Annotated in this window: 17 protein-coding genes; 9 read left to right on the top strand and 8 right to left on the bottom strand. The window is 60.8% G+C overall.

The annotated features are described in order from the left end of the window. Positions 1-35: 35 nt before the first annotated feature. Entirely contained in the window at positions 36-3,038 is a 3,003-nt protein-coding gene (gene polA, locus FHT73_RS24820) for a DNA polymerase I (RefSeq protein ID WP_183715551.1), read from the bottom strand. A gap of 537 nt (positions 3,039-3,575) precedes the next feature. Here polA and FHT73_RS24815 point away from each other — a divergent pair. Then, positions 3,576-3,992 (top strand): MarR family transcriptional regulator, encoded by a 417-nt coding sequence (locus FHT73_RS24815; RefSeq protein ID WP_112338499.1) that lies wholly within the window; start codon positions 3,576-3,578, stop codon positions 3,990-3,992. A gap of 44 nt (positions 3,993-4,036) precedes the next feature. On the opposite strand, the gene FHT73_RS24810 is transcribed toward FHT73_RS24815, so the two are convergent. Continuing rightward, positions 4,037-6,400, bottom strand: coding sequence for an EAL domain-containing protein (locus FHT73_RS24810; protein WP_183715549.1), 2,364 nt, complete (start codon positions 6,398-6,400; stop codon positions 4,037-4,039). Between the two features lie 199 nt (positions 6,401-6,599). Between FHT73_RS24810 and FHT73_RS24805 the strand changes: the two genes are divergently transcribed. Next, the gene (locus FHT73_RS24805; protein WP_112610696.1) at positions 6,600-7,988 is read left to right on the top strand and encodes a M20/M25/M40 family metallo-hydrolase; all 1,389 of its coding nucleotides are present in this window, start codon (positions 6,600-6,602) and stop codon (positions 7,986-7,988) included. A gap of 103 nt (positions 7,989-8,091) precedes the next feature. After that, the gene (locus FHT73_RS24800; RefSeq protein WP_183715547.1) at positions 8,092-9,015 is read left to right on the top strand and encodes a nucleoside hydrolase; all 924 of its coding nucleotides are present in this window, start codon (positions 8,092-8,094) and stop codon (positions 9,013-9,015) included. A gap of 41 nt (positions 9,016-9,056) precedes the next feature. On the opposite strand, the gene FHT73_RS24795 is transcribed toward FHT73_RS24800, so the two are convergent. The 5 genes from FHT73_RS24795 to FHT73_RS24775 form a co-directional block, all read right to left on the bottom strand. After that, on the bottom strand, positions 9,057-10,229 hold the full coding sequence (locus tag FHT73_RS24795; protein ID WP_112610692.1) for a M20 aminoacylase family protein: 1,173 nt from the start codon (positions 10,227-10,229) through the stop codon (positions 9,057-9,059). Between the two features lie 186 nt (positions 10,230-10,415). After that, positions 10,416-11,471, bottom strand: a complete 1,056-nt coding sequence (locus FHT73_RS24790) for an ABC transporter ATP-binding protein (protein WP_112610690.1) — start codon at positions 11,469-11,471, stop codon at positions 10,416-10,418. Further along, a complete protein-coding gene (locus tag FHT73_RS24785; protein ID WP_210290480.1) occupies positions 11,468-13,021 on the bottom strand; it encodes an iron ABC transporter permease in 1,554 nt (517 codons plus the stop codon). The genes FHT73_RS24790 and FHT73_RS24785 overlap by 4 nt, the downstream gene beginning before the upstream one ends. Positions 13,022-13,233: 212 nt before the next feature. Next, positions 13,234-14,250: an iron ABC transporter substrate-binding protein gene (locus FHT73_RS24780; protein WP_112610838.1), complete on the bottom strand. Its 1,017-nt coding sequence runs from the start codon at positions 14,248-14,250 to the stop codon at positions 13,234-13,236. 120 nt (positions 14,251-14,370) lie between these two features. Further along, complete coding sequence (locus FHT73_RS24775) at positions 14,371-15,255, bottom strand: LysR family transcriptional regulator (protein ID WP_112338506.1); 885 nt, start codon at positions 15,253-15,255, stop codon at positions 14,371-14,373. Positions 15,256-15,352: 97 nt separating this feature from the next. On the opposite strand from FHT73_RS24775, the gene FHT73_RS24770 reads away from it, so the two are divergent. Together FHT73_RS24770 and FHT73_RS24765 are read left to right on the top strand one after the other, a co-directional pair. Continuing rightward, positions 15,353-15,760, top strand: coding sequence for a CidA/LrgA family protein (locus FHT73_RS24770; RefSeq protein ID WP_112610686.1), 408 nt, complete (start codon positions 15,353-15,355; stop codon positions 15,758-15,760). Then, complete coding sequence (locus FHT73_RS24765) at positions 15,747-16,451, top strand: LrgB family protein (protein ID WP_183715545.1); 705 nt, start codon at positions 15,747-15,749, stop codon at positions 16,449-16,451. The genes FHT73_RS24770 and FHT73_RS24765 overlap by 14 nt, the downstream gene beginning before the upstream one ends. A 57-nt stretch (positions 16,452-16,508) precedes the next feature. On the opposite strand, the gene FHT73_RS24760 is transcribed toward FHT73_RS24765, so the two are convergent. Beyond that, entirely contained in the window at positions 16,509-17,846 is a 1,338-nt protein-coding gene (locus FHT73_RS24760) for an MFS transporter (protein WP_112338509.1), read from the bottom strand. Between the two features lie 392 nt (positions 17,847-18,238). Between FHT73_RS24760 and cyoA the strand changes: the two genes are divergently transcribed. The 4 genes from cyoA to cyoD are packed head-to-tail and all read left to right on the top strand — an operon-like array spanning position 18,239 to position 22,443. Further along, positions 18,239-19,357, top strand: a complete 1,119-nt coding sequence (cyoA, locus tag FHT73_RS24755; protein ID WP_112610684.1) for a ubiquinol oxidase subunit II — start codon at positions 18,239-18,241, stop codon at positions 19,355-19,357. Between the two features lie 47 nt (positions 19,358-19,404). Then, positions 19,405-21,408 (top strand): cytochrome o ubiquinol oxidase subunit I, encoded by a 2,004-nt coding sequence (gene cyoB / locus FHT73_RS24750; RefSeq protein WP_112610682.1) that lies wholly within the window; start codon positions 19,405-19,407, stop codon positions 21,406-21,408. 4 nt (positions 21,409-21,412) lie between these two features. Beyond that, complete coding sequence (gene cyoC / locus FHT73_RS24745; RefSeq protein WP_112610680.1) at positions 21,413-22,042, top strand: cytochrome o ubiquinol oxidase subunit III; 630 nt, start codon at positions 21,413-21,415, stop codon at positions 22,040-22,042. Further along, positions 22,039-22,443, top strand: coding sequence for a cytochrome o ubiquinol oxidase subunit IV (cyoD, locus tag FHT73_RS24740; protein ID WP_112610678.1), 405 nt, complete (start codon positions 22,039-22,041; stop codon positions 22,441-22,443). Before cyoC ends, cyoD begins: the two co-directional genes overlap by 4 nt. The last annotated feature ends 92 nt before the right edge of the window (positions 22,444-22,535 follow it).

Here is a 22,535-nt window from a genome sequence, read left to right as displayed (position 1 = left end):
TTCACCGACTTAGGAATGCGACACCCGATATAGCCTCAATGCGCCTCATCCCAATTGTGGGCAGCGCGTGCATCGACCTTCAGCGGCACGGCCATGTCGACCGCCGGCATGGCGGCGTTTTCCATGACCGAGACGATGATCGGCGTCGTGCGCTCGACATCCGCATCCTCGACTTCGAAGATCAGTTCGTCGTGCACCTGCAAGAGCATGCGCACACGATCGCCAAGCCCGGCTGCGGCCAGCGCCGGCTCCATCTTGATCATGGCACGGCGGATGACGTCGGCGGCAGAACCCTGGATCGGCGCGTTGATCGAGGCGCGCTCGTTGAAGGCGCGGACGGAAGGGTTGGAGGAGCGGATTTCGGGGAAATGGATGCGGCGGCCGAAGATGGTCTCGACATAGCCCTTGTCGCGCGCCGCCTGCTTGGCGCCTTCCATGTAATCGCGAATGCCTGGGAAGCGCTCGAAATACTTCTTGATATAGTCGCCGGCTTCCGAGCGCTCGATCGAGAGTTGGTTCGCCAGACCGAAGGCGGAGATGCCGTAGATGATGCCGAAGTTGATCGCCTTGGCGCGGCGGCGCACTTCGCTCGGCATGCCGTCCACCGGCACGCCGAACATTTCGGAGGCCGTCATCGCGTGAATGTCGACACCGTCCTCGAAGGCCTGCTTGAGCTGCGGGATATCGGCGACATGCGCCAGCACGCGCAGTTCGATCTGGCTGTAGTCGGCGGAGACGAGCTTGTGGCCCGGCGTCGAAATGAAGGCCGTGCGGATCTTGCGGCCTTCCGCCGTGCGCACCGGAATATTCTGCAGGTTGGGCTCGGAGGAGGAGAGGCGCCCGGTCGTGGTCGAGGCCAGCGAATAGGAGGTGTGGACGCGCTTCGTCTCGGGATGGACATAGCTCGGCAGCGCATCCGTATAGGTGGATTTCAGCTTGGTGAGCTGGCGCCAGTCGACGATCTTGCGCGGCAGCTCGAAGCCGGCCGCCGCCAGATCCTCCAGCACCTGCGCCGAGGTCGACCATTGCCCCGTCTTGGTCTTGCTGCCACCGGCCAACCCCATCTTGCCGAAAAGGATATCGCCGAGCTGCTTCGGCGAGCCGATATTGAAGCGCTCGCCGGCCAGATTGTAGATCTCGTCTTCCAAGGCGGCGGCACCCTGCGCCAGCTCGCCGGAAAGGCGGGAAAGGATCTGCCGGTCGATGGTAATGCCGCGCTCCTCCATATGGGCAAGCACTGGCACGAGCGGCCTTTCCAACCGTTCGTAGACGACTGAAAGTTTTTCTGCCGCAAGTCGTGGTTTCAGCACCAGCCAGAGGCGCAGCGTCACGTCGGCGTCTTCAGCGGCATAGGCGGTCGCGCGGTCGATATCGACGAGATCGAAGGTGACGTTGGACTTGCCGCTGCCGGCGACGTCCTTGTAGGCGATCGGCTTGTGGCCGAGCCAGCGCTCGGAGAGGCTGTCCATGCCATGCGTGGCATTGGCGCCGCCATCGAGCACATAGGACAGCAGCATCGTGTCGTCGAAGGACCGCGTCTCGATGCCGTAGCGCTTCATCAGCAGGTAATCGTATTTGAGGTTCTGCGCGATCTTGAGGATGGAGGCATCCTCCAGCAGATCCTTCAATCTCGGCAGCGCATCACGCAACGGGATCTGATTGTCGGCCAGGCCGCCGCCCAACAGATCGCCGATACCGGTCTTGTGAGCGAGCGGCACATAGGCGGCACGGATGGAAGAACCCGAGGGATCGCTGCGGTTGTCGGCGATCGCCATCGAGAAGCCGACGATCTCGGCCTGCATGGCATCGAGTGAGGTCGTTTCCGTATCGAAAGCGACGATACCGGTTTCGCGCGCATCCGCGATCCAACGGTCGAGCGTGGCGATATCGCGGATGGTCACATATTTCGAATGGTCGATCGGCGCGCTCGCAAAACTTGCGGCGCGCGCCTTGGCGAGATCCTCGGGCTCTGTGGTGCCATCCAAAGCCAGACGCGCCTTGGCCGACGGCGCTGGAACCGATGCCCCTTCAGCCTCGACAACGCTGCCGGCAACAAGATCGACATTTTCGCCAACATCGAGATCGGGACCATGAGCGCCCTCGCCCCATTCGATCTTGACGACGGCGGGCTCGATTGCCGCCGCATCGCAGTCGCAGGCCTCCGCGACGCGCCGCGTCAGAGTCGTGAATTCCATGGTCTTCAGGAAGCCGATCAGCTTCGGGCCGTCCTGCGGCTCCAGCACCAGCGCGTCAAGCGCAAGTTCCAGCGGTACATCCGTCCTCAGCGTCACCAACTGGCGCGAAATGCGGGCAAGTTCGGCATTGGCGATGATGTTTTCGCGGCGCTTCTGCTGCTTGATCTCGTCGGCGCGGGCAAGCAGCGTGTCAAGATCGCCGAACTCCTCCAGAAGCTGCGCCGCCGTCTTCGGGCCGATGCCGGGAATGCCGGGGACGTTGTCGACCGAGTCGCCGGTCATGGCCTGCAGATCGATCATCTTGTCCGGCGATACACCCCACTTCTCGAGCACGTCGGGAATGCCGATCTGCTTGTCCTTCATGCTGTCATACATGTGGACCATGGGGGTGACGAGCTGCATCAGATCCTTGTCGGACGAGATGATCGTCACATCGGCGCCAGCCGCCTCCGCCTGACGGGCATAGGTGGCGATGATATCGTCTGCCTCGAAGCCGTCGGTCTCGATGCAAGGCAGGTTGAAGGCGCGGGTCGCCTCGCGGATGAGGCCGAATTGCGGGATCAGTTCTTCCGGCGGCGCCGAGCGATTGGCCTTGTATTCCGGGAAGATGTCCTTGCGGAAGGTCTTCGAGGAATAGTCGAAGATCACGGCAAAATGCGTCGGCGTCACACCCACGGAAGTATCGCGCGCCGAAGTCAGCAGCTTCCACAGCATGTTGCAGAAACCGGAGACGGCGCCGACGGGCAATCCGTCGGACTTGCGCGTCAGCGGCGGCAAAGCGTGAAAGGCCCGGAAAATGAAACCGGAACCGTCGACGAGGAAGAGATGATCACCTTTTTTCATGGAAGCATGGATAGCGTGGCGCTCTTCCAACGTCCATATAAACTTCGGTTTTGCAGGCTAGAGCGCTTCCGCTTTTCTTCGAATCGCAGAAACGCTCTATATTCTGTTTTTATGCAATTCCGGACGGAAAACCGCGATACACTTTTCCTGGAATTGCTTTGATGAGATGACCAGATCTCTCACCGAAACGTTACTAACTTTTAATCAATCTAATCTGCGCATTCCCTTGAAAAACCACATTCGAAACCTCAAATCCTAATCACCGGCGATTGATACGCCGCGGGTCTGACAACCGGCCTGTCCCCCGCCATGTCAGACTAGGACAAAGGCCTATCCCCTCTCCGGGCCTTTGTCCCTCTTTCATGAGCCGCCATGGCGTCCCCTCCAGGCCATGGCGGCTTTTTCATATCAAAAATGCAACCTATGAAGGTGAAAAATTTACCTGAGTTGCTTATTTCAGAGGGGATCTACCCGAATAATTGCTGATTGTCTTGCTCCTGAATTATGGGCATATTTGCAATCATGGGATTTAATCGGATGGACTCCGCCGCCTACCTTGCCAGTCAGATGGCGAAGGGATTCGCTCGCTCGCTACAACAACGCGCGGCGACGCTCGGCTTTTCCCCCGGTCAGTTTCCGATCCTGCTCGAATTGTGGTCCGAGGACGGGCTGACGCAGAAGCAGCTGCTCGAGAGGATCGACATCGAACAGGCGACGATGGCCAATACGCTGTCGCGCATGGAACGGGACGGCCTGGTGGAACGCCGCCCGCATCCTTCGGACAAGCGGGCGCAACTGGTCTTCCTGACGAACAAGGCCGCAGCCATGCAGGCGGAAGCGATCGAGGCCGCCATGGCCGCCGATACGGATCTTCTCAAGGATTTCCGGCAATTCGAACGCGAGCTGCTGCTGGAATATATCCGGCGCGTGCTGGAGAATGCCAGACAGCTTTAGAACAATCCCAGAAAACGCATGCAGCGGTTTTCCGCAAAGCCGCTTCATACTTTTGCGCAACGCGCCTCAGCCCGGCCGACCACCTTATTCAAAGCGGACTGGAACTGGCTCGGCCCAACATCGGGCTTGCCGAAGAATATCCCCTGAAGCTGGGCACAGCCTTCCTCGATGACGATGCGGCGCTGGGTTTCCGTTTCGACCCCTTCCGTGACCACAGGCATATTCAAGCTGTGACCGAGGCCGATGATGGCGCGGACGATCGAGCGAGCTGCGGGATCGTGTTCGAGGGCGCCGGTGAAGCTGCGGTCGACCTTGATCTTGTCGAATGGGAAGGCGCGCAGATTGCTGAGCGAGGAAAAGCCGGTGCCGAAATCATCCATGACCACGCGAACGCCGAGGCGATGCAGCCGCTGCAATGTCGCGATCACAGTCGTTCGTTCGCGCATCAGCGCCGCCTCCGTGATTTCCAGTTCGAGGCGCTGCGGATCGAGGCCGGTTTTGCGCAGGATGCGTTCGATCTGGTCGTAGAGGGTCGGGATCATGAATTGCAGCGGCGAGAGGTTGACCGCGACATTCGCAGGCTCACTCCAGCGCGTCGCCTCCTGGCAGGCCTGCTGCAGCACCCATTCACCGATCGCAACGATCGATCCACTTTCCTCGGCAATGGGAATAAACGTCTCCGGATCAATCACGCCTCGATCCGGATGCGCCCAGCGTAACAGCGCCTCATAACCGCTGACACCGTCGCTGCCGACATCGTAGATCGGCTGATATTCCAGGAAGAGCTGACGGCGCAGGATGGCTTGACGCAGATCGTTCTCAAGCTGGCGACGAGTGCGCACGGCCTTGTCCATTTCGGCATCGAAGAAGCAGGCATGACCCCGGCCCGCATGCTTGGCACGATAAAGCGCCATATCCGCATTGGCGTAAAGCTGCTCGGCGCTCGTGCCATCACGCGGATAGATGGCGATACCGATGCTGACGCCGACGGCCGTCGGATCCCGGGCGGTATCCATCTCCATGCCAAATTCCGAAAGAACGCGTTCGGCAAGGCGCGTGGCCCCCTCAGGCTGCTGACGCCTGGGCTGGATAATGGCGAACTCGTCGCCGCCGAGCCTTGCCACCGTATCGCCCTCCTCGATCGCACGCTGCAGGATGCCGGCAACCTTGCAGAGGATGCGATCACCTTCGGCATGGCCGAAGACGTCGTTGATGGCCTTGAAGCGGTCGAGATCCAGACAGAAGATGGCGACTTCCCCGCCCCTGCGGTTGGCCACCTGCAGCGCTTGACGCATGCGCTGGTCGAACAGCGAGCGATTGGGCAGATCCGTCAATATATCATGGTGCGCCAGATGCTCGATCATCTGCTGCGCCTGACGCCGCTCGGTCAGGTCGCGCACGACCAATACGCTGCATTCGTGGCCGCGATAGGTGATGGAGCGACGCACGGTTTCGACTGGGATCGCGTTGCCATCATAGCCGGACAGCGTTGTCTCCAGTGGAATGGCGGCATCACTTTGGGCATCTATGTCGATCGCCAGGAAGGTTTCTGGCGGGGCACCGACCACCTGCTGCTGCGACCATCCGGAAATGGCGAAAAATCGCTCGTTGGCATCGATGACCCGGCCGTCACGGATTATGAGAAGGCCTTCGAGCGAAGCATTGGCGAAGCCGCGAAGGTCGGTCAGATGACGGTCGATGAAGATGGCGCCGAGAGCGATGAGGATCAGACCCATCGCGGCAGCCATGACGATGCCTGCGAGGATGCTTCGATCCATGGCGAGGGCCGCCCCCGGCATCCCAATTTCGGGCGTTAGCGTCACGCCGCTCATCGCGGTGAAATGCAGGGAGCAAATCGCAAGCAACAGCAGAAGAGCGCCGACCATGATGCGACTAAAGCCACGAAGGCTGCGAAACACCAGGAAAGCCAGTGAAGAGAAGACGCCACCGATGGCGACTGAAGCGACGACGCGCGGTATATCGAAGGAGAGCTTTGCCGAGGCCTCGATGGCCTGCATGCCCGTGAAGTGCATAGCGGCTATTCCAAACGCCATCAGCATGCCGCCGACTGTAAAGGAAACGCGATTGTCCCATTCGAAGGCAACGGCAATCGCGAGCCATGAGCCGACGATGGCAAAGACCACCGAAAGCGCGGTCAGCGAAATGCCGTAGGAGATGGGAAGGTTGCTCTCATAGGCGAGCATGGCAATGAAATGCGTCGCCCAGATGCCGACACCACTGGCAAAGGCCGCAGCCGCAATCCAGTAGCGACGCTGATGCGACTGGCATTCCTGTGCACGCGAAAAAAGAAGCATGGTGGCAAGGCTGCCGATGAGGCAGATGGCCGCCGCCACGAGAATAAGCCTGAAGTCATGAGCGTCGCGAATACATGCAATTACTGAAAACATTACGCGTCTCCAGAATACTTTTCTGGATTGACGTTATTTCTAATAATCTAAAAAACTTGTAAACTACATGCGCAACTAATCACATAAGAGCAAGCCTCCGTCGAAAGAGGCAAGCTACGGTAAATTTTCGGTTTTAACGCCTCGAAACCGGCTGGCCTTTGGTCTATCGTCGCTCCGAATTTCACGTAAGGAGTCGGATATGACCGATCTATCGCCCGTTCTCGACCGCGCCGATCAGAACCTTCCCTCCAGCCTCGACAACCTTTTCGAGCTGCTGCGCATCAAGTCCATTTCGACAGACCCGGACTACAAGCCGGAATGCCGCAAGGCGGCGGAATGGCTGGTCACCTACCTGAATTCGCTCGGCTTCAGGGCCTCCGTACGCGATACGCCCGGTCATCCGATGGTGGTCGCTCATCACGATGCCGGCGCTGCCGATGCGCCGCATGTGCTGTTCTACGGCCACTACGACGTGCAGCCCGTCGATCCGCTCGATCTTTGGGAAAGCGATCCCTTCGCTCCCGCGATCAAGGACCTGGGCAATGGCCGCAAGGTCCTGACCGGCCGCGGCACGTCCGACGACAAGGGGCAGCTGATGACCTTCGTCGAGGCGGTGCGCGCCTACAAGGAAACGAGGGGCGCTCTGCCGGTGCGCATCACCATCCTCTTCGAAGGCGAAGAGGAATCCGGCTCGCCCTCGCTCAAGCCTTTCCTTGAAGCCAATGCTGCCGAGCTTAAAGCCGACTTCGCCCTCGTCTGCGATACCGGTATGTGGGATGGCGACACGCCGGCGATCTCGGCAGGCCTACGCGGCCTGGTGGGCGAGGAAATCGTCATCACCGCTGCTGACCGCGACCTGCATTCGGGCCTTTTCGGCGGCGCTGCCGCCAATCCGATCCACATTCTGACCGACATCCTTGCCGGACTGCATGACGAGACGGGGCGCATAACGCTTCCCGGCTTCTATGAAGGCGTCGAGGAAACGCCTGCTAATATCAAGGCCTCCTGGGAGAAGCTCGGCATGACGGCCGAAAAGTTCCTCGGCGAAGTCGGCCTGTCGATCCCCTCGGGCGAGAAGGGCCGGTCTGTGATGGAACTCACCTGGGCGCGGCCGACGGCGGAAGTAAACGGCATTTGGGGTGGCTATACCGGCGCCGGCTTCAAGACAGTGATCGCCGCCAAGGCATCGGCGAAGGTCTCCTTCCGCCTCGTTGGCCAGCAGAATCCGGCGGCGATCCGCGAGAGCTTCCGCGCCTATGTGCGCTCCAAGATCCCTGGGGATTGCTCGGTGGAGTTTCATGAGCATGGCGGCTCGCCGGCCATCCAGCTTTCCTACGATTCGCCGGTACTGACCAAGGCCAAGACCGCGCTTTCCAGCGAATGGCCGAAGCCCGCCCTCATCATCGGCATGGGCGGCTCGATCCCGATCGTTGGCGACTTCCAGAAGATGCTCGGCATGGAATCGTTGCTCGTCGGTTTCGGCCTCTCCGACGACCGCATCCATTCGCCGAACGAGAAATACGAGCTGCGCTCCTATCACAAGGGCATTCGTTCCTGGATCCGCATCCTTGATGCGCTAGCCAGCTAAGCGATCCGCGGGACGAACACCGCTTGCGCGCGTCCCGCGACCATCCCGCCAGGGCGGCAGGAAACGCCGCCGTGCCATTTCGCTGCGACCGATGAGATAGAGTATGGGCATCTGGATCGATACCGATATGGGATTCGATGATATCGCTGCCATTCTGGTGGTGGCGCATTCGGATACCATCATCGATGGCGTTTCGCTCGTCAGCGGCAATGCACCCCTGTCTCACGTTAAGGCCAATGCGGCGGGCGCTGCCGCCGTCTTCAACTGGACCTTTCCGATCCATACCGGCCGCGAGCTGCCCGTTCTCCGCAAGCTGGAAACGGCGCAGAACATTCTCGGCCAGACCGGCATTCCGACCGCAGGCAGAAGCCTGCCGCCGGCCGATACACTTCCATTCAGCGACGCATTTACCGCGCTATGCGACTGGCTTTCCGACAGCGATGGGCCGAAACGCATCCTGGCGCTCGGGCCGCTCACGAATATTGCCGCTTTGGCATTGGCACGGCCGGATCTCGCCGCCCGCATCGACGAGCTGACCTGGATGGGCGGCGGGGTCACTGTGGGCAATCACACGGCATCGGCTGAGTTCAACGCCTTTGCCGATCCGGAGGCACTTGCCATTGTGTTGGCGCATACCCTGCCGTTGCACATGATCGATCTCGACATTTGCCGCAAGGTCTTGGCCTGGCCGGAGGATGTCGCCCGCATCCGCGAGAATAACAGCGAAAAGGCGCAGCTGCTCGCTGACCTGCTGGAAGGCTATGTCAACATCGCCATCAGCCGCGGCAGACCGGCCATGGCGATCTACGACCCGACGGCTGCCGCCGTTTTCATCGAACCTGGCATCGCAACCCTTCGGCATGCCCGGATCGATGCGGAATTGCATGGACAGCACACGCGTGGGCGCACCGTCGTCGAAACGCGCGCCTCGCATGGGCAATTCAATGCCCATTTCGCCGTGGAGATCGATGCCGAAAGGGCGCGACAGATCATCTTCGATGCATTGCTGCGAGAGGCTGGACGCTGAAAAGAGGCGGTATACCGCGGTAAGGCACGTTCAGCCCTGTCTCAACCCTCTCCCAATTCCTGCTCGACCAATGTCGTCCAGAAAGCCACACCCGAGGCGATTGCCTCATCGTTGAAATCATAGGCCGTATTGTGATGCAGGGCGCCGTCAACGGCGGGGCCATTGCCGAGCCAGACATAGCAGCCAGGAGCGTTCTGACCGAAAAAGGCAAAATCGTCGCCGGCGGTCGATGGCGGGAAGCGGGTCCGCACATTCTCGCCAAAAACAGTCGTCGCAGCCTTCAGCGCCCGCGCCGTGGCATCTGCATCGTTGACGACGGGCGGGATGCGGCGCTCGAACTGATAATCGACGGCAATGTTGAACATGCTTGCAGTCCCATGCGCCAGGCGTCCGATCTCCTCTTCCAGCTGATCGCGGACCTCCGGCGTATAGGCGCGCGCCGTGCCGCCGATCTCGACCGTATCTGGTATCACGTTCAGCGCCTTGGGATCGCCCGCCTGCAGCGAGCAGGCACTGACGACGGCCGGCTCCAGCGGATCGACGACGCGACCGACGATGGTTTGCAGCGCGGAAAGGAAGGTCGCCGCTGCCGTGATCGGGTCCTTGCCGAGATGCGGCTTGGCGCCGTGGGTGCCGGTACCGCGGAAGGTGATGCGCCAGCTATCCGATGAAGCAAGCTGCGGCCCTTCGACAACCGCCATCTCGTCGACCGCAAGGCCGGGCATATTGTGAAGCCCGTAGACGGCATCGCACGGAAACAGATCGAAAAGGCCATCTTCCACCATGCGCCTGGCGCCACCACGACCTTCTTCCGCCGGCTGGAAGATGAAATGCACCGTGCCGGAAAAGCCGCGCTTGGCGGCCAGATGACGGGCGGCACCGAGCAGCATCGTCGTATGGCCATCATGCCCGCAGGCATGCATCTTGCCCGGGATCGTGGATTTATAGGGACGATTGGCCTTTTCCGGCATAGCGAGCGCATCCATGTCGGCGCGAAGGCCGATACGGCGCGTGCCGTTGCCGACCTGTAGCGTGCCGACGACACCGGTTTTGCCGAGGCCGCGATGCACGGTCAGTCCCGCTTCCTCCAGCAAGGTGGCAACGATGCCGCTGGTGCGTTCCTCCTCGAAGCCGAGTTCCGGATGCGCATGAAGATTGCGGCGGAGCGAAGTGAGGAAAGGCAGGTCCGGCTCGATCTCATGGGGAAAAGACATGGAGAGATTCCTTCAGCATGGGGCACGATGATGGCGCGCCTAAAGCGCACCGCGATCCTTCAGATTCGCTTCTTGCGCTTTAGGACCTTGATTTGACGCATGTCGTTGTCGCAAAACCGCTGCACACTTTTGCGCGATATGCTTTATCTTCCCCAAAGCATCGCCTGCTTCAACTCGAAGTAACGCTCAGCTATCGAGCCTGTCGAACACATGTGCCTTTCCGATGACGCTCACCGAAACCATGCTGCCGACCTCGGGCAGGCCGACGCCGGAACTCCTGATATTCAGTGTCTCGGAGCCGTTGGAGAGTACGACCGTAACAGCGCAGACGGCGCCGCCGAACTCGATTTCGGTCACCTTGCCGATGCAGGCAGCACCCGCGCCGGCTTCATCGATTGCCCGGAGGCGCAATTGCTCGGGCCGCAACATGATATCAGTGCGACCCTGCCGGTTCCCGGCGCCGACGGGGATCTGCCCCAGGACACATTTCGCCAGACCTTGATCGAGATCGGCCGCCAATATGATGGCATCGCCGAGGAAGAGTGCCGTCTCGCGATCCCTTGGGCTGAGATAGAGCGCCTGCGGCGTGCCGGCCTGTATGAGCCTGCCCTCGCGCAGGACAGCAACCTGATCTGCAAAGGACAGGGCCTCCGCCTGATCATGCGTCACCAGGACCGCCGTGATGCCGGCGATCTGCAGCACGCGGGCGACGGCCTTGCGCATGTTTTCGCGCAGACCGGTATCGAGCGCGGAGAAAGGCTCGTCGAGCAGCATTAGCCGCGGCTTGCGGCCGAGCGCGCGGGCAAGCGCCACGCGCTGCTGCTGGCCGCCGGAGAGCTGATGCGGCCGGCGGTCGAGCATGCCGCGGTCGAGTTCGACCATATCGATGAGGGCATTGATGCGCTGATCGCGGTCGCGCGCGCCGCGCTCCATGCCGAAGCCGATATTCTCCGATACGCTCAGATGCGGAAACAGGGCGCCATCCTGAGAGACAATGCCGATGCCGCGCCGATGCGCGGGTACGATGGCCTCTCCATCCGCCAGTGTTTCGCCCTGAAGCACTACCTGACCGGCATCGGGAGTTTCGAAGCCGGCGATGATCCGCAGCAGCGTTGTCTTGCCGGAGCCGGACGGGCCGACGATGGCCGTGCGGCTGCCGGCAGCTATCGTGAGGTCGATATTGTCGAGCGCCTGCACGGGACCATAGCGCTTGCTGATATTCTTGATCGCCAGAAAGGTCATTGTCCGGCCGTTCGCTTTGATTGCACGTAGAGAAGAAGGGTGAGCGGCAGCGACAGGACGACCATCATGAAGGCGTAGGGCGCTGCGGAAACATAATCGATCTCGCTGGTCAGCGACCAGAATTTCGTCGCCAGCGTTTCCGTGCCGTTGGGAGAAAGCATCAGCGTCGCCGTCAGTTCGTTGGTGATGCCGAGGGCGACGAGCGCGACGCTGGCCGCAAATCCCGGAGCCGCAAGCCGCATGGTGATCTGCCGCACCGCCTGCGCCGGCGTGCGGCCGAGCGCCATCGCGGCGCGCTCGAGCTCGACGGGTGCCTGGGCGATGCTGGCGCGCAGGCCGACCATGGCGCGCGGCAGGAAGAGCAGCACATAGGCGAGCAGAAGGGTGGCAAACGTCTGATAGAGCGGCAGGACCAGCCGGACGGTGATCGACACCAGGGCCAGGGCGACGACGACGCCCGGCAGCGAGCCGACATAATAGTGGCAGGCTTCGAGAATGCGCTGCAGCCGGCCGGGCGCGCGTACCGACAGCCACGCCATCGGGGTCGCTGCAATGGTGGCGAGGAGGCCACCGGCGATCGCGAGAAGAATGGTCTGCAGCAAGGCCGAGCCGACCGTGTCGATCCGCCAGACGCCTGCGCCGCCGAGATAAAGCCAGCGCGCCAGGGTGACGAAAGGAACACCGAGCGTCAATGCGGCGGTGACGATGGGCAGCGCGACCGCGGGAACGACGAACCAGCCGAGACGGCGCCGATCGGCCGGCCGGGCGGCACCCGAGCCGATGCGGGCATAGCGTTCGTTGCCACGCGCCAGCACCTCGATGCCGAGCAGCAGCAGGCAGCAGAAGACGAGCACGCCGCCGAGCATGTTTGCCGCCGGACTGTTATAGGCCGATTGGAACTGGTCGACGATGGCGGTCGAGAAGGTGTCGAAGCGGATCATCACGTAGAGACCGTATTCCGCCAGGAGATGCAGGCCGATCAGCAGCGAGCCGCCGCAGATGGCGAGGCGAAGCTGCGGCAGGATCGCCCGGAAGAAGACGCGCCAGGGGTCGAGGCCGAGCGAGGCGGCGGCATCCTCAATCGCCGGATCGAGCCGGCGCAGGGCGGCTGCGACCGGCAGGTAGAGAAAAGGAAAATAGGCAAGCACCGACACCAGCACGCCGCTCCACAGCCCGCGCATGCTCGGCACGAGGCTGACCCAGGCGTAGCTGTGCACGAATGCGGGAACGGCAAGCGGTGCGGCGGCCAGCCACGACCAGAGGCGCGCGCCGGGGATATCGGTGCGTTCGGTCAGCCAGGCGAGCGTCACTGCCAGCAGGATGGAAAGCGGAATGGTGCAAACTTCGAGCAGGACGGTATTGACGAGCAGATCGCCAACGCGGCTGCGGAAAATCAGGGCAACAACTTCTGCCCAGCCAGTGTCGATCGTGATCCAGACGATGAAGCCGAGCGGCACCAGGCTCAGAAGCGCGACAATCGAAGCAAGGGCGACGACGGATACATGCCGAACGCGGCTGCGCGGAGCAGCCGTCAACTGGGGCATTCGCATGGCGGCGGCCTCGCCGGCATATGTGTTCTTCTGCAGCAAATCTAAGCTGCCTTTCACGCCCTGAAATGGGAAGGCAACCGCCGCTGCCGGCGATTGCCCGATCGATCGGCCTTAAAGGCCATCCCCATGCCCCTAGCAGGGCACAGGATAGTGATGCAAGAGCCAAGCCCGTCCGAAAGCGCCCGAAAGGCGCCGCGGCACGGGACTTTGCCTCAGATAAGGCCCGCTTCCGTCATCAGATCGGTAACCTTCTTGCTGTTCAGCTTCGAAGGTTCGACTTTCGGAGCCTGGAGGTCGGAGAGCGGCACGAGCTTCGGATTGGAAGCCTCGCCATTGCCGACGGCATATTCAAACGAGTTGCCATCGCGCAGGACGGCCTGGCCGCCCTTGCCGGTGATCCACTTCAGGAAAGCCTGTGCTTCCTTCTGGTGCTGGCTGGACGCCAGAACGCCGCCTCCGGAAATGCTGACGAAGGCACCCGGATCCTGGTTCTTGAAATAGTGCAGCGAGACATTCTTGCTGTTTTCGCCGGTCTTGGCCTGATCGCCGAACCAGTAATAGTGATAGATGACAGCGCCTTCGGTCTCGCCGGCATTGACGGCCTTCATCGCGACGCTGTTGCCCTTGTAGAAGCTCGCATTTTCCTTCATCGCCTTCAGCCAGGCGCGGGTTGCGTCCTCGCCCTTCAGCTCAAGCAGCGCACTGACGATCGCCTGGAAATCGGCGCCGGCCGGCGAAGCGCCCCAACGGCCCTTCCACTTGGGATCGGCGAGATCGAGGAGCGATTTCGGCAGATCGGCTTCCTTCAGCTTGGTCTTGTCATAGGCGAAAACGGTGGACCGGGCGGCGACGCCGACCCAGTTGCCATCGGCTGCCTTGAAGGTTTCCGGCACCTGGGCGAGTGTCGCGGCATCGACCGGAGCGAAGAGCTTGTTGGCATCGACCAGTGCCATGCCCGGCGAATTTTCCGTCAGATAAACGTCTGCCGGAGAGGCAGCGCCTTCCTGGACGATCTGGTTGGCAAACTGCATATCGCTGCCGTTGCGGATCGTGACCTTGATGCCGGTTTCCTTGGTGAAGCCCTCCGCCCATGCCTGCGTCAGCGTCTCATGCTGGGCATTGTAGACGACGATGCCATCGGATTCGGCGGCATGCGCCAGCATCGGAGCGACGGCAAGACCTGCGGCAAGCGCCAGGGTGCCGGTGAGATGAGAAAAGGAAAAAGTCATTAAGTCCTCTCGCTTGGAAACCACCGTCATCGGGCGGCGATGCGGTAGCCTATATTTTTCCTGACCGTTTTTTTCAAGTTTACGGTGATGTCTGCTTATCACAAAAGTTTGAGATAAGAGTCAAGATTTAGCCGCGATCTCCGCAGCGAGATCGAGCCAGGCACGGCCGGCATGCGACAGATATCCACCGCGCCGCCAGATCCAGGCCATGTTCCACTCCATGTCCGGTTCGACAACGAGCGCATGGGCGATGCCCGAACGCCGGCTCTGTTCGGCGATCAACCGTGGCAGGAAGCCGATCCCGAGGCCCGCAGCAACCAGTTCAACAATGAAATTGATCTGGCTCGAGCGCGCGGCAATGTCCGGCGCAAAGCCGGCCGCACGGCAGGCGTTGAGAATGATGCCGTTTAGCGCGAAGCCGGTTTCGAAGAGGAGAAAGGGGTAGTCCTTGAGCGCCGCCAGGGGCACCGTTTGCTGCCCGGCGAGCGGATGCGCCGACGGTAGAAGGACATGCATCGGCTCGCAGCGCACAACCTGCCACTCGAAGACATCGGCCATCGGCAGCAGCGAGGCGCCGAGATCGACCTCATCGGCCAGCACCATTTCTTCCAACCGCTTGGCGCCCTGCTCCACCAACCTGATCTCTATGCCTGGATAACGATTGCGGAAAACGGCAAAGACCGGTGCAAACAGCGCATCGTTGCCGATCGGCGGCAGGCCAAGCCGCAGGGTACCCCGCGTCAGCCCGCGCAGTTCCGATAATTCGGCCAGCAGATCGTCGCGCCCGGCAAGGATCGCAATTGCCCGACGATAAACCACCTCGCCGGCATCGGTCAGGGTCACGCGATGGCCGAGGCGGTTCAGCAGCGGCAGGCCAAGCTCGTCCTCCAGCTGGCGCACGGCCTTACTGACGGCCGATTGCGTGGTGAACACCACCTTTGCGGCTTCTGAGAAGCCGCCCTGGCGCACTACCTCGACGAAGGCTTTCAATGTTCGAAGTTCCATACTTATTCCCTATAGGACTGGATCATATGAAATCAATTCATTTTATTCATGTGGTGTAAACGCCTATTATCGGGCTGACAGATTTTGCCGAGCTCCCATGCGTATCGACCCAAAGAAACATCCGAAATTGAGCTGCCTTGCTCAGACCCTGCTGCTGCTTGCCTTCTGGCAAGCGGGCGAAGCCATCGTCCGCCTTGCACACTTGCCGATACCCGGCGCCATCGCCGGCATGCTACTGGTGCTGGCACTGTTTGCGAGCGGCACGGTGAAGCTGACGAGCATGAAGCGTGGCGCGGAGTGGTTTCTCGCCGAAATGCTGCTGTTCTTCGTTCCGGCGGTGCTGGCTTTGCTCGATCATGGCGAATTCATCGGCCTCATCGGGCTGAAGGTACTTGCAGTGATCTTTGCCGGCACAGTGATCGTCATGGGCGTGACCGCCGTTGCGATCGATATCGGCTACCGCCTCATGACACGTAAGGGAGCACCCAGCCATGCTCACGATTGAAACCGCGGTATCAGGTCTGTTCTGGCCACTGGCGACGGTCGGTCTCTATTACATATCAAAGGCACTCTATCGACGCCGGCCATCACTCTGGCTGTCGCCGCTAGTAGCGGTGCCTGGGGTGCTGATCGCCATCGCTCTCATGCTGCACGCAAACTATCAGGACTATATGCATGACAGCCATTGGCTGCTGGCCCTACTCGGGCCTGCGACTGTCGCCTTCGCCGTGCCGATCTACGAACAGCGAGGCCTCATCCAGCGCTATTGGCCGGTCCTGCTGTTCGGTGTGACGGTGGGTAGTACCACAGCAATGGTTTCTGCCTGGGGGCTTGCCAGCCTCTTCGGCCTCGATGAGAGCCTGCGGCTCAGTCTGATGCCGCGCTCGATCAGCACGCCGTTTGCCATGGTGGTTTCAGGTGATATCGGCGGCGCGCCCAACCTGACGGCCGTCTTCTTCGTCATCACCGGCCTGTTCGGCGCCGTCGTCGGCCAGATCTTGCTGCGGCTGCTGCCGCTGCAATCGGGCATGGCTCGAGGTGCACTTTACGGCATGGGGGCACATGGCATCGGCGTCGCCAAGGCTCATGAGATCGGCCGCGAGGAAGGATCGATCGCCGGTCTCGTCATGGTGCTGGTAGGAGTGACGAACGTGCTGGCAGCGCCGCTGATCGCGTGGCTCCTGCATTCGGCATGAACGAAAAAGGCTGCGGCACTTTCATGCCGCAGCCTTTTTTCGTTTCCGGAATTTGACTTAGTTGTCTCGCGTCTCCAGCGTCTTGCTGAAGAAGATTGCGACCAGCGTGCAGACGACGCCCGACAGCAGATAGAGACTGGTATAGACGAGGCCGAACTGGCTGGAGAGGGCAAGCGCCACGAATGGCGCGAAGCCGGCGCCGATCAGCCAGGACAGATCCGACACCAGGGCCGAGCCGCTGTAGCGATAGTTCTGGCTGAAGCGCGAAGCACTCGCGCCGGCGGCCTGACCGAAGGAGAGGCCGAGCAGCGTGAAGCCGAGGACCACATAGATGTGGCGTCCAGTCGCGCCGCCATCCAGCAGCCAGGGTGCCACGAAAGCGAAGCAGGCGATCAACACCGCGCCGATGGCGAGCTGATTGCGGCGGCCGATCCGGTCGGCAAGCATACCGGAACAGATGATGGCGAGAATGCCGCAGATCGCACCGAGGAATTCCACCAGCAGGAACGAACCCGAACTCTGCTCACTGTAGAGCGTCACCCAGCCGAGCGGGAAGACTGTGACCAGATGGAAGGTCGCAAAGCTTGCCAGCGGCACAAAGGCGCCGATCAGGACGTCGCGGCCATGCACGCGCAGCAGCTCCGTCATCTTTACCGGCTCCAGCTCATGGCGCTCCAAGAGCGTGCCGAATTCCTCTGTCGCCACCAGACGCAGGCGGGCGAAGAGCGCGACGACGTTGACGGCGAAGGCGCAGAAGAAGGGGTAGCGCCAGCCCCAATCCAGGAAGTCCGCCGTCGTGAGGCTCGTGACGAAATAGGCAAACAGGGCGCTTGCCAGCATGAAGCCAATCGGGGCGCCAAGCTGCGGGATCATCGCATACCAGCCGCGATGGTTCGTCGGGGCATTGAGCGCGAGGAGCGAAGCAAGACCATCCCAGGCGCCGCCGAGCGCAAGGCCCTGCCCAATGCGGAAGATGGCGAGCAGGATTATCGCGTAGACGCCGACTTCGGAATAGCCGGGCAGGAAGCTCATGGATGCCGTGGATCCGCCGAGCAGAAACAGGGCGATCGTCAGCTTGACGCCGCGGCCATAGGTGCGGTCGATCGCCATGAAGATGAACGAGCCGATCGGACGCGCGATGAAGGCGAGCGAGAACACCAGGAACGAAAGCAGCGTGCCATGCAGCGGGTCGGCGAAGGGGAAGATCAGCTTCGGGAAGACCAGTACGGATGCAATGGCATAAACGAAGAAATCGAAGAATTCCGACGTGCGACCAATAATCACGCCGATGGCGATGTTGCCGGGGGCAACCGAGCCGCCCGCATGCATGCTGCGGGCATCGCTCTCCAGAGTTGAAGATGTGGGGTTCAGTGTTTCATGCGTTACGCTGACCATGCGCGGGAGCCTCCCTCTCCGAGCACGAATTCCTCCACGAACTCGCGCGTAATGAAAATGTCGATCAAACGTGCGAACATATCAAGTATCCAGCATGAAATAATTCGCAAATTAGCAATCAGTCGAGCCATTATCCGCCTTTGGCGCCAAGTTCCGGACGAAGAACAACCGCCGGTGATAGCCATTTGTTCCGATCCGGGTATATTAGCGGCGGCAAAAGCGAATTGCTCAATAGAAAACCTTCTGGATTTCTGAGGGTTTTCCCGATAGGTGGGACAGCATTCCATACCGCAATGCACTCTATCTTGCTGCGGTGCGACGAAACACCTCATATCGTTCATGACCGCCGTCCTTTAGTCGCGGTAGGGTCGAAACAAAAAGAGCTTTAAGACGTGCTAAGACTATCGAAGATTTTCAGCCGTTTGTCTGTCATCCCACTGTTTTTGCTGCTGTCGGGCTGCAATCTGGTGGTGATGGATCCTTCCGGCGATATCGCCATGCAGCAGCGAGACCTCATCATCATTTCGGTCGTACTGATGCTGATCATCATCATTCCGGTGATCTTCCTGACCCTGTATTTCGCCTGGAGATACCGCCAGTCGAACAAGGAAGCGACCTACGAGCCGGAGTGGCATCATTCGACGCGTCTGGAACTGGTCATCTGGTCCGCTCCGCTTGCTATCATCATCGCGCTCGGCGCGGTGACCTGGATCAGCACGCATCAGCTCGACCCCTACCGCCCGCTCGACCGCATTGCCGCCGACAAGCCGCTCAGCGCCGACGTGAAGCCGCTGACGGTCGAAGTGGTCGCGCTCGATTGGAAATGGCTCTTCTTCTATCCGGAATACGGCATCGCCACCCTCAATGAGATGGCAGCTCCCGTCGACCGCCCGATCAATTTCAAGATTACGGCCTCGGCCGTGATGAACTCCTTCTTTATTCCGGCGCTGGCTGGACAGATCTACGCCATGCCGGGCATGGAGACGAAGCTCCACGCCGTCATCAACCATCCCGGCGAATTCCAGGGCATGTCCGCCAACTATAGCGGCGCCGGCTTCTCGCACATGCGCTTCAAGTTCCATGGCCTCAACCAGGCCGATTTCGACCAGTGGATCCAGAAGGCGAAGAGCCAGGGCACGGCGCTCGGCCGTCAGGAATATCTGGCGCTTGCCAAGCCCAGCGAACGCGAGCCGGTACGCTACTTCAACGCCGTCGACGACGGGCTCTACAACGCCATCCTCAACATGTGCGCCGATCCGAGCAAGATGTGCATGAGCGAGATGATGCATATCGACGCCAAGGGCGGCGGCGGCAAGGAAAGCCACGAAAACCGCGAGCGCCTGATCTATGACAATCGCGATGGCGCCTCGGCCGAGGTCACACCGGTCAAGGCAGACGGCGGCGCCGGCCACACCATGCAGCATGGCGACAACTCCATGCCGGGCATGGATATGGGCAACGGCTCTTCTTCCGATTCGTCGACCGGTTCGGCGCAGCATCAGGGTCATTGATCCGGTGCGCTCAATAACAAGACATTCATAAGGGACAGAGGCAATCCATGTTTTCCAACCCGGACCTCTACAAATTCATCTTCGGTCGGCTGACGCTCGACTCCATTCCGTATCACGAGCCGATCCTCGTCGTGACCTTCCTCGGCGTCGCCATCGGTGGTATCGCGCTCCTCGGCCTGCTGACCTATTTCCGCCTCTGGGGCTATCTCTGGAAGGAATGGTTCACCAGCATCGATCACAAGAAGATCGGCATCATGTATGTCGTGCTGGCGCTGATCATGCTGCTGCGCGGTTTCTCCGACGCGCTGCTGATGCGTCTGCAGCAGGCAATCGCCTTCAACGGATCCGAGGGCTATCTGCCGCCGCATCACTACGACCAGATCTTCACCGCCCACGGCGTGATCATGATCTTCTTCGTGGCGATGCCCTTCGTCACCGGCCTGATGAACCTCGTCGTGCCGCTGCAGATCGGCGCCCGCGACGTGTCCTTCCCGTTCCTCAACAACTTCTCGTTCTGGATGACGACAGCCGGCGCGATCGTGATCATGATCTCGCTCTTCATCGGCGAATTCGCGAAAACCGGCTGGCTGGCCTACCCGCCGCTTTCCGGCATCGCCTATAGTCCAGACGTCGGCGTCGATTATTACATCTGGGGCCTGCAGGTCGCGGGTATCGGAACGACGCTCTCGGGCATCAACCTGATCGCAACCATCGTCAAGATGCGCGCCCCGGGCATGACCTTCATGAAGATGCCCGTCTTCACCTGGACGTCGCTCTGCACCAATATCCTGATCGTTGCATCCTTCCCGATCCTGACCGCTACGCTCGCGCTGCTGACGCTCGACCGCTATGCCGGTACGAACTTCTTCACGAACGACCTCGGCGGCAATCCGATGATGTATGTCAACCTCATCTGGATCTGGGGCCACCCGGAAGTCTACATCCTGATCCTGCCGGCCTTCGGCGTCTTCTCGGAAGTCGTCGCCACCTTCTGCGGCAAGCGCCTCTTCGGCTACGCCTCGATGGTTTACGCCACCTGCGTGATCATGATCCTCTCCTACCTCGTCTGGCTGCACCACTTCTTCACGATGGGCTCGGGCGCCAGCGTCAACTCCTTCTTCGGCATCACGACGATGATCATCTCGATCCCGACGGGTGCGAAGCTCTTCAACTGGCTGTTCACGATGTATCACGGCCGCATCCGCTACGAGCCGCCGATGCTGTGGACCGTCGGTTTCATGGTGACCTTCACCATCGGCGGCATGACCGGCGTCATGCTCGCGGTTCCGCCAGCCGACTTCGTGCTGCACAACTCGCTGTTCCTGATCGCCCACTTCCATAACGTGATCATCGGCGGCGTTCTGTTCGGCATGTTCGCGGGCGTCAACTACTGGTTCCCGAAGGCCTTCGGCTTCAAGCTCGATCCCTTCTGGGGCAAGATGAGCTTCTGGTTCTGGCAGATCGGCTTCTGGTTCGCCTTCATGCCGCTCTATATCCTCGGCCTGATGGGCGTCACCCGCCGCGTCAGCCAGTTTGACGATCCGTCGCTGCAGATCTGGTTCATCATCGCCGCCTTCGGCGCCGGCCTCATCGCCATCGGCATCGCCTGCTTCCTCATCCAGCTCGCCGTCAGCTTCATGAAGCGCGAAGAGCTTCGTGACCATACCGGCGACCCCTGGGGCGGCCGCACGCTGGAATGGTCCACCTCGTCGCCGCCACCGGCCTACAACTTCGCCTTCACGCCGATCGTCTACGATCACGATGCGTGGTGGGACATGAAGAACCGTGGCTACGTCAGGCCGACCGAAGGCTTCATTCCGATCCACATGCCGAAGAACACCGGCACCGGCATCATCCTCGGCGTGCTCTCCATCGGCTTTGCATTCGGGATGATCTGGTACATGTGGTGGCTCGCCGCCATCACCTTCGTCGCGATGGTCGTCATCACGATCGGCCATACGTTCAACTACAAGCGCGACTACCACATTCCCGCCGACGAGGTCGTGAAGACCGAGAACGAGCGTACGAAGCAGCTCGCAGGACAGGTGTAAGACTATGACGACCCACTCTGCACAAGCTCCCGTGGACGGCGAAACACCCGCCTTCTATCTGAAGGAGGAGCATCATCCGGAAGGCAGCACCATGCTGGGCTTCTGGATCTACATCATGAGCGACTGCCTGATCTTCGCAGTCCTCTTCGCCACCTTCGCCGTACTCGGCCACAGCTATGCGGCCGGCCCCTCTCCGGCCGACCTCTTCGAGCTGCCGCTCGTCGCCCTCAACACGGCGATGCTGCTCTTCTCCTCCATCACCTATGGCTTCGCCATGCTGGCGATGGAGAAGGACAACAAGTCGGGCACGCTGATGTGGCTGACGATCACCGGCATCTTCGGTGCTCTCTTCATCTTCTTCGAACTTTACGAGTTCTATCACCTGATCCTCGACGGTGCCGGCCCGCAGCGCAGCGCCTTCCTGTCGGCCTTCTTCACGCTGGTCGGCACGCACGGTCTGCACGTCACCACCGGTATCGTCTGGCTGATCACGCTGATGGTGCAGGTCGGCCGCTACGGACTGATCCCGGAAAACAAGCGCCGCCTGATGTGCCTTTCGATGTTCTGGCACTTCCTCGACGTCGTCTGGATCGGCGTGTTTTCCCTCGTCTACCTCATGGGAGTTCTCGGATGAGCTCGAACGCAAACCATTCGCATCAATCCGGCGACGCCCACGGCCACGATCATCATGGCGGCCACGAGGCATCACACGGCACCTTCAAGAGCTACATGACGGGGTTCATCCTCTCCGTCATCCTGACCGCCATTCCCTTCTGGCTGGTCATGGGCAAGGTCATCTCCGATCCGGCCGTCACCGGAGCGATCGTCATGATCCTCGGTGCTATCCAGATCGTCGTGCACATGATCTACTTCCTGCACATGAACACCCGCTCGGAAGGCGGCTGGAACATGATGGCGCTGATCTTCACCATCGTGATCGTCATCATCGCGCTGTCCGGCTCGCTCTGGGTCATGCATCACCTCAACGCGAACATGATGCCCATGTCGCCCGAGATGATGCGCAACATGCCGTAAATTCGAGCGGCGGGCCTTCGAACGAAGGCCCGCCCTCTTCCCGGCGTGAGAATTCGCCGGATGCTGCGCAGTGCATGCTTGAAATGCCAGAA

The sequence above is a fragment of the Rhizobium sp. BK098 genome, assembly GCF_014193155.1.
In the GTDB taxonomy this organism is placed as follows: Bacteria; Pseudomonadota; Alphaproteobacteria; order Rhizobiales; family Rhizobiaceae; genus Rhizobium.
The sequence above is the reverse complement of the archived record's forward strand: the minus strand, read 5'-3'. Positions and strand labels throughout refer to the sequence as shown.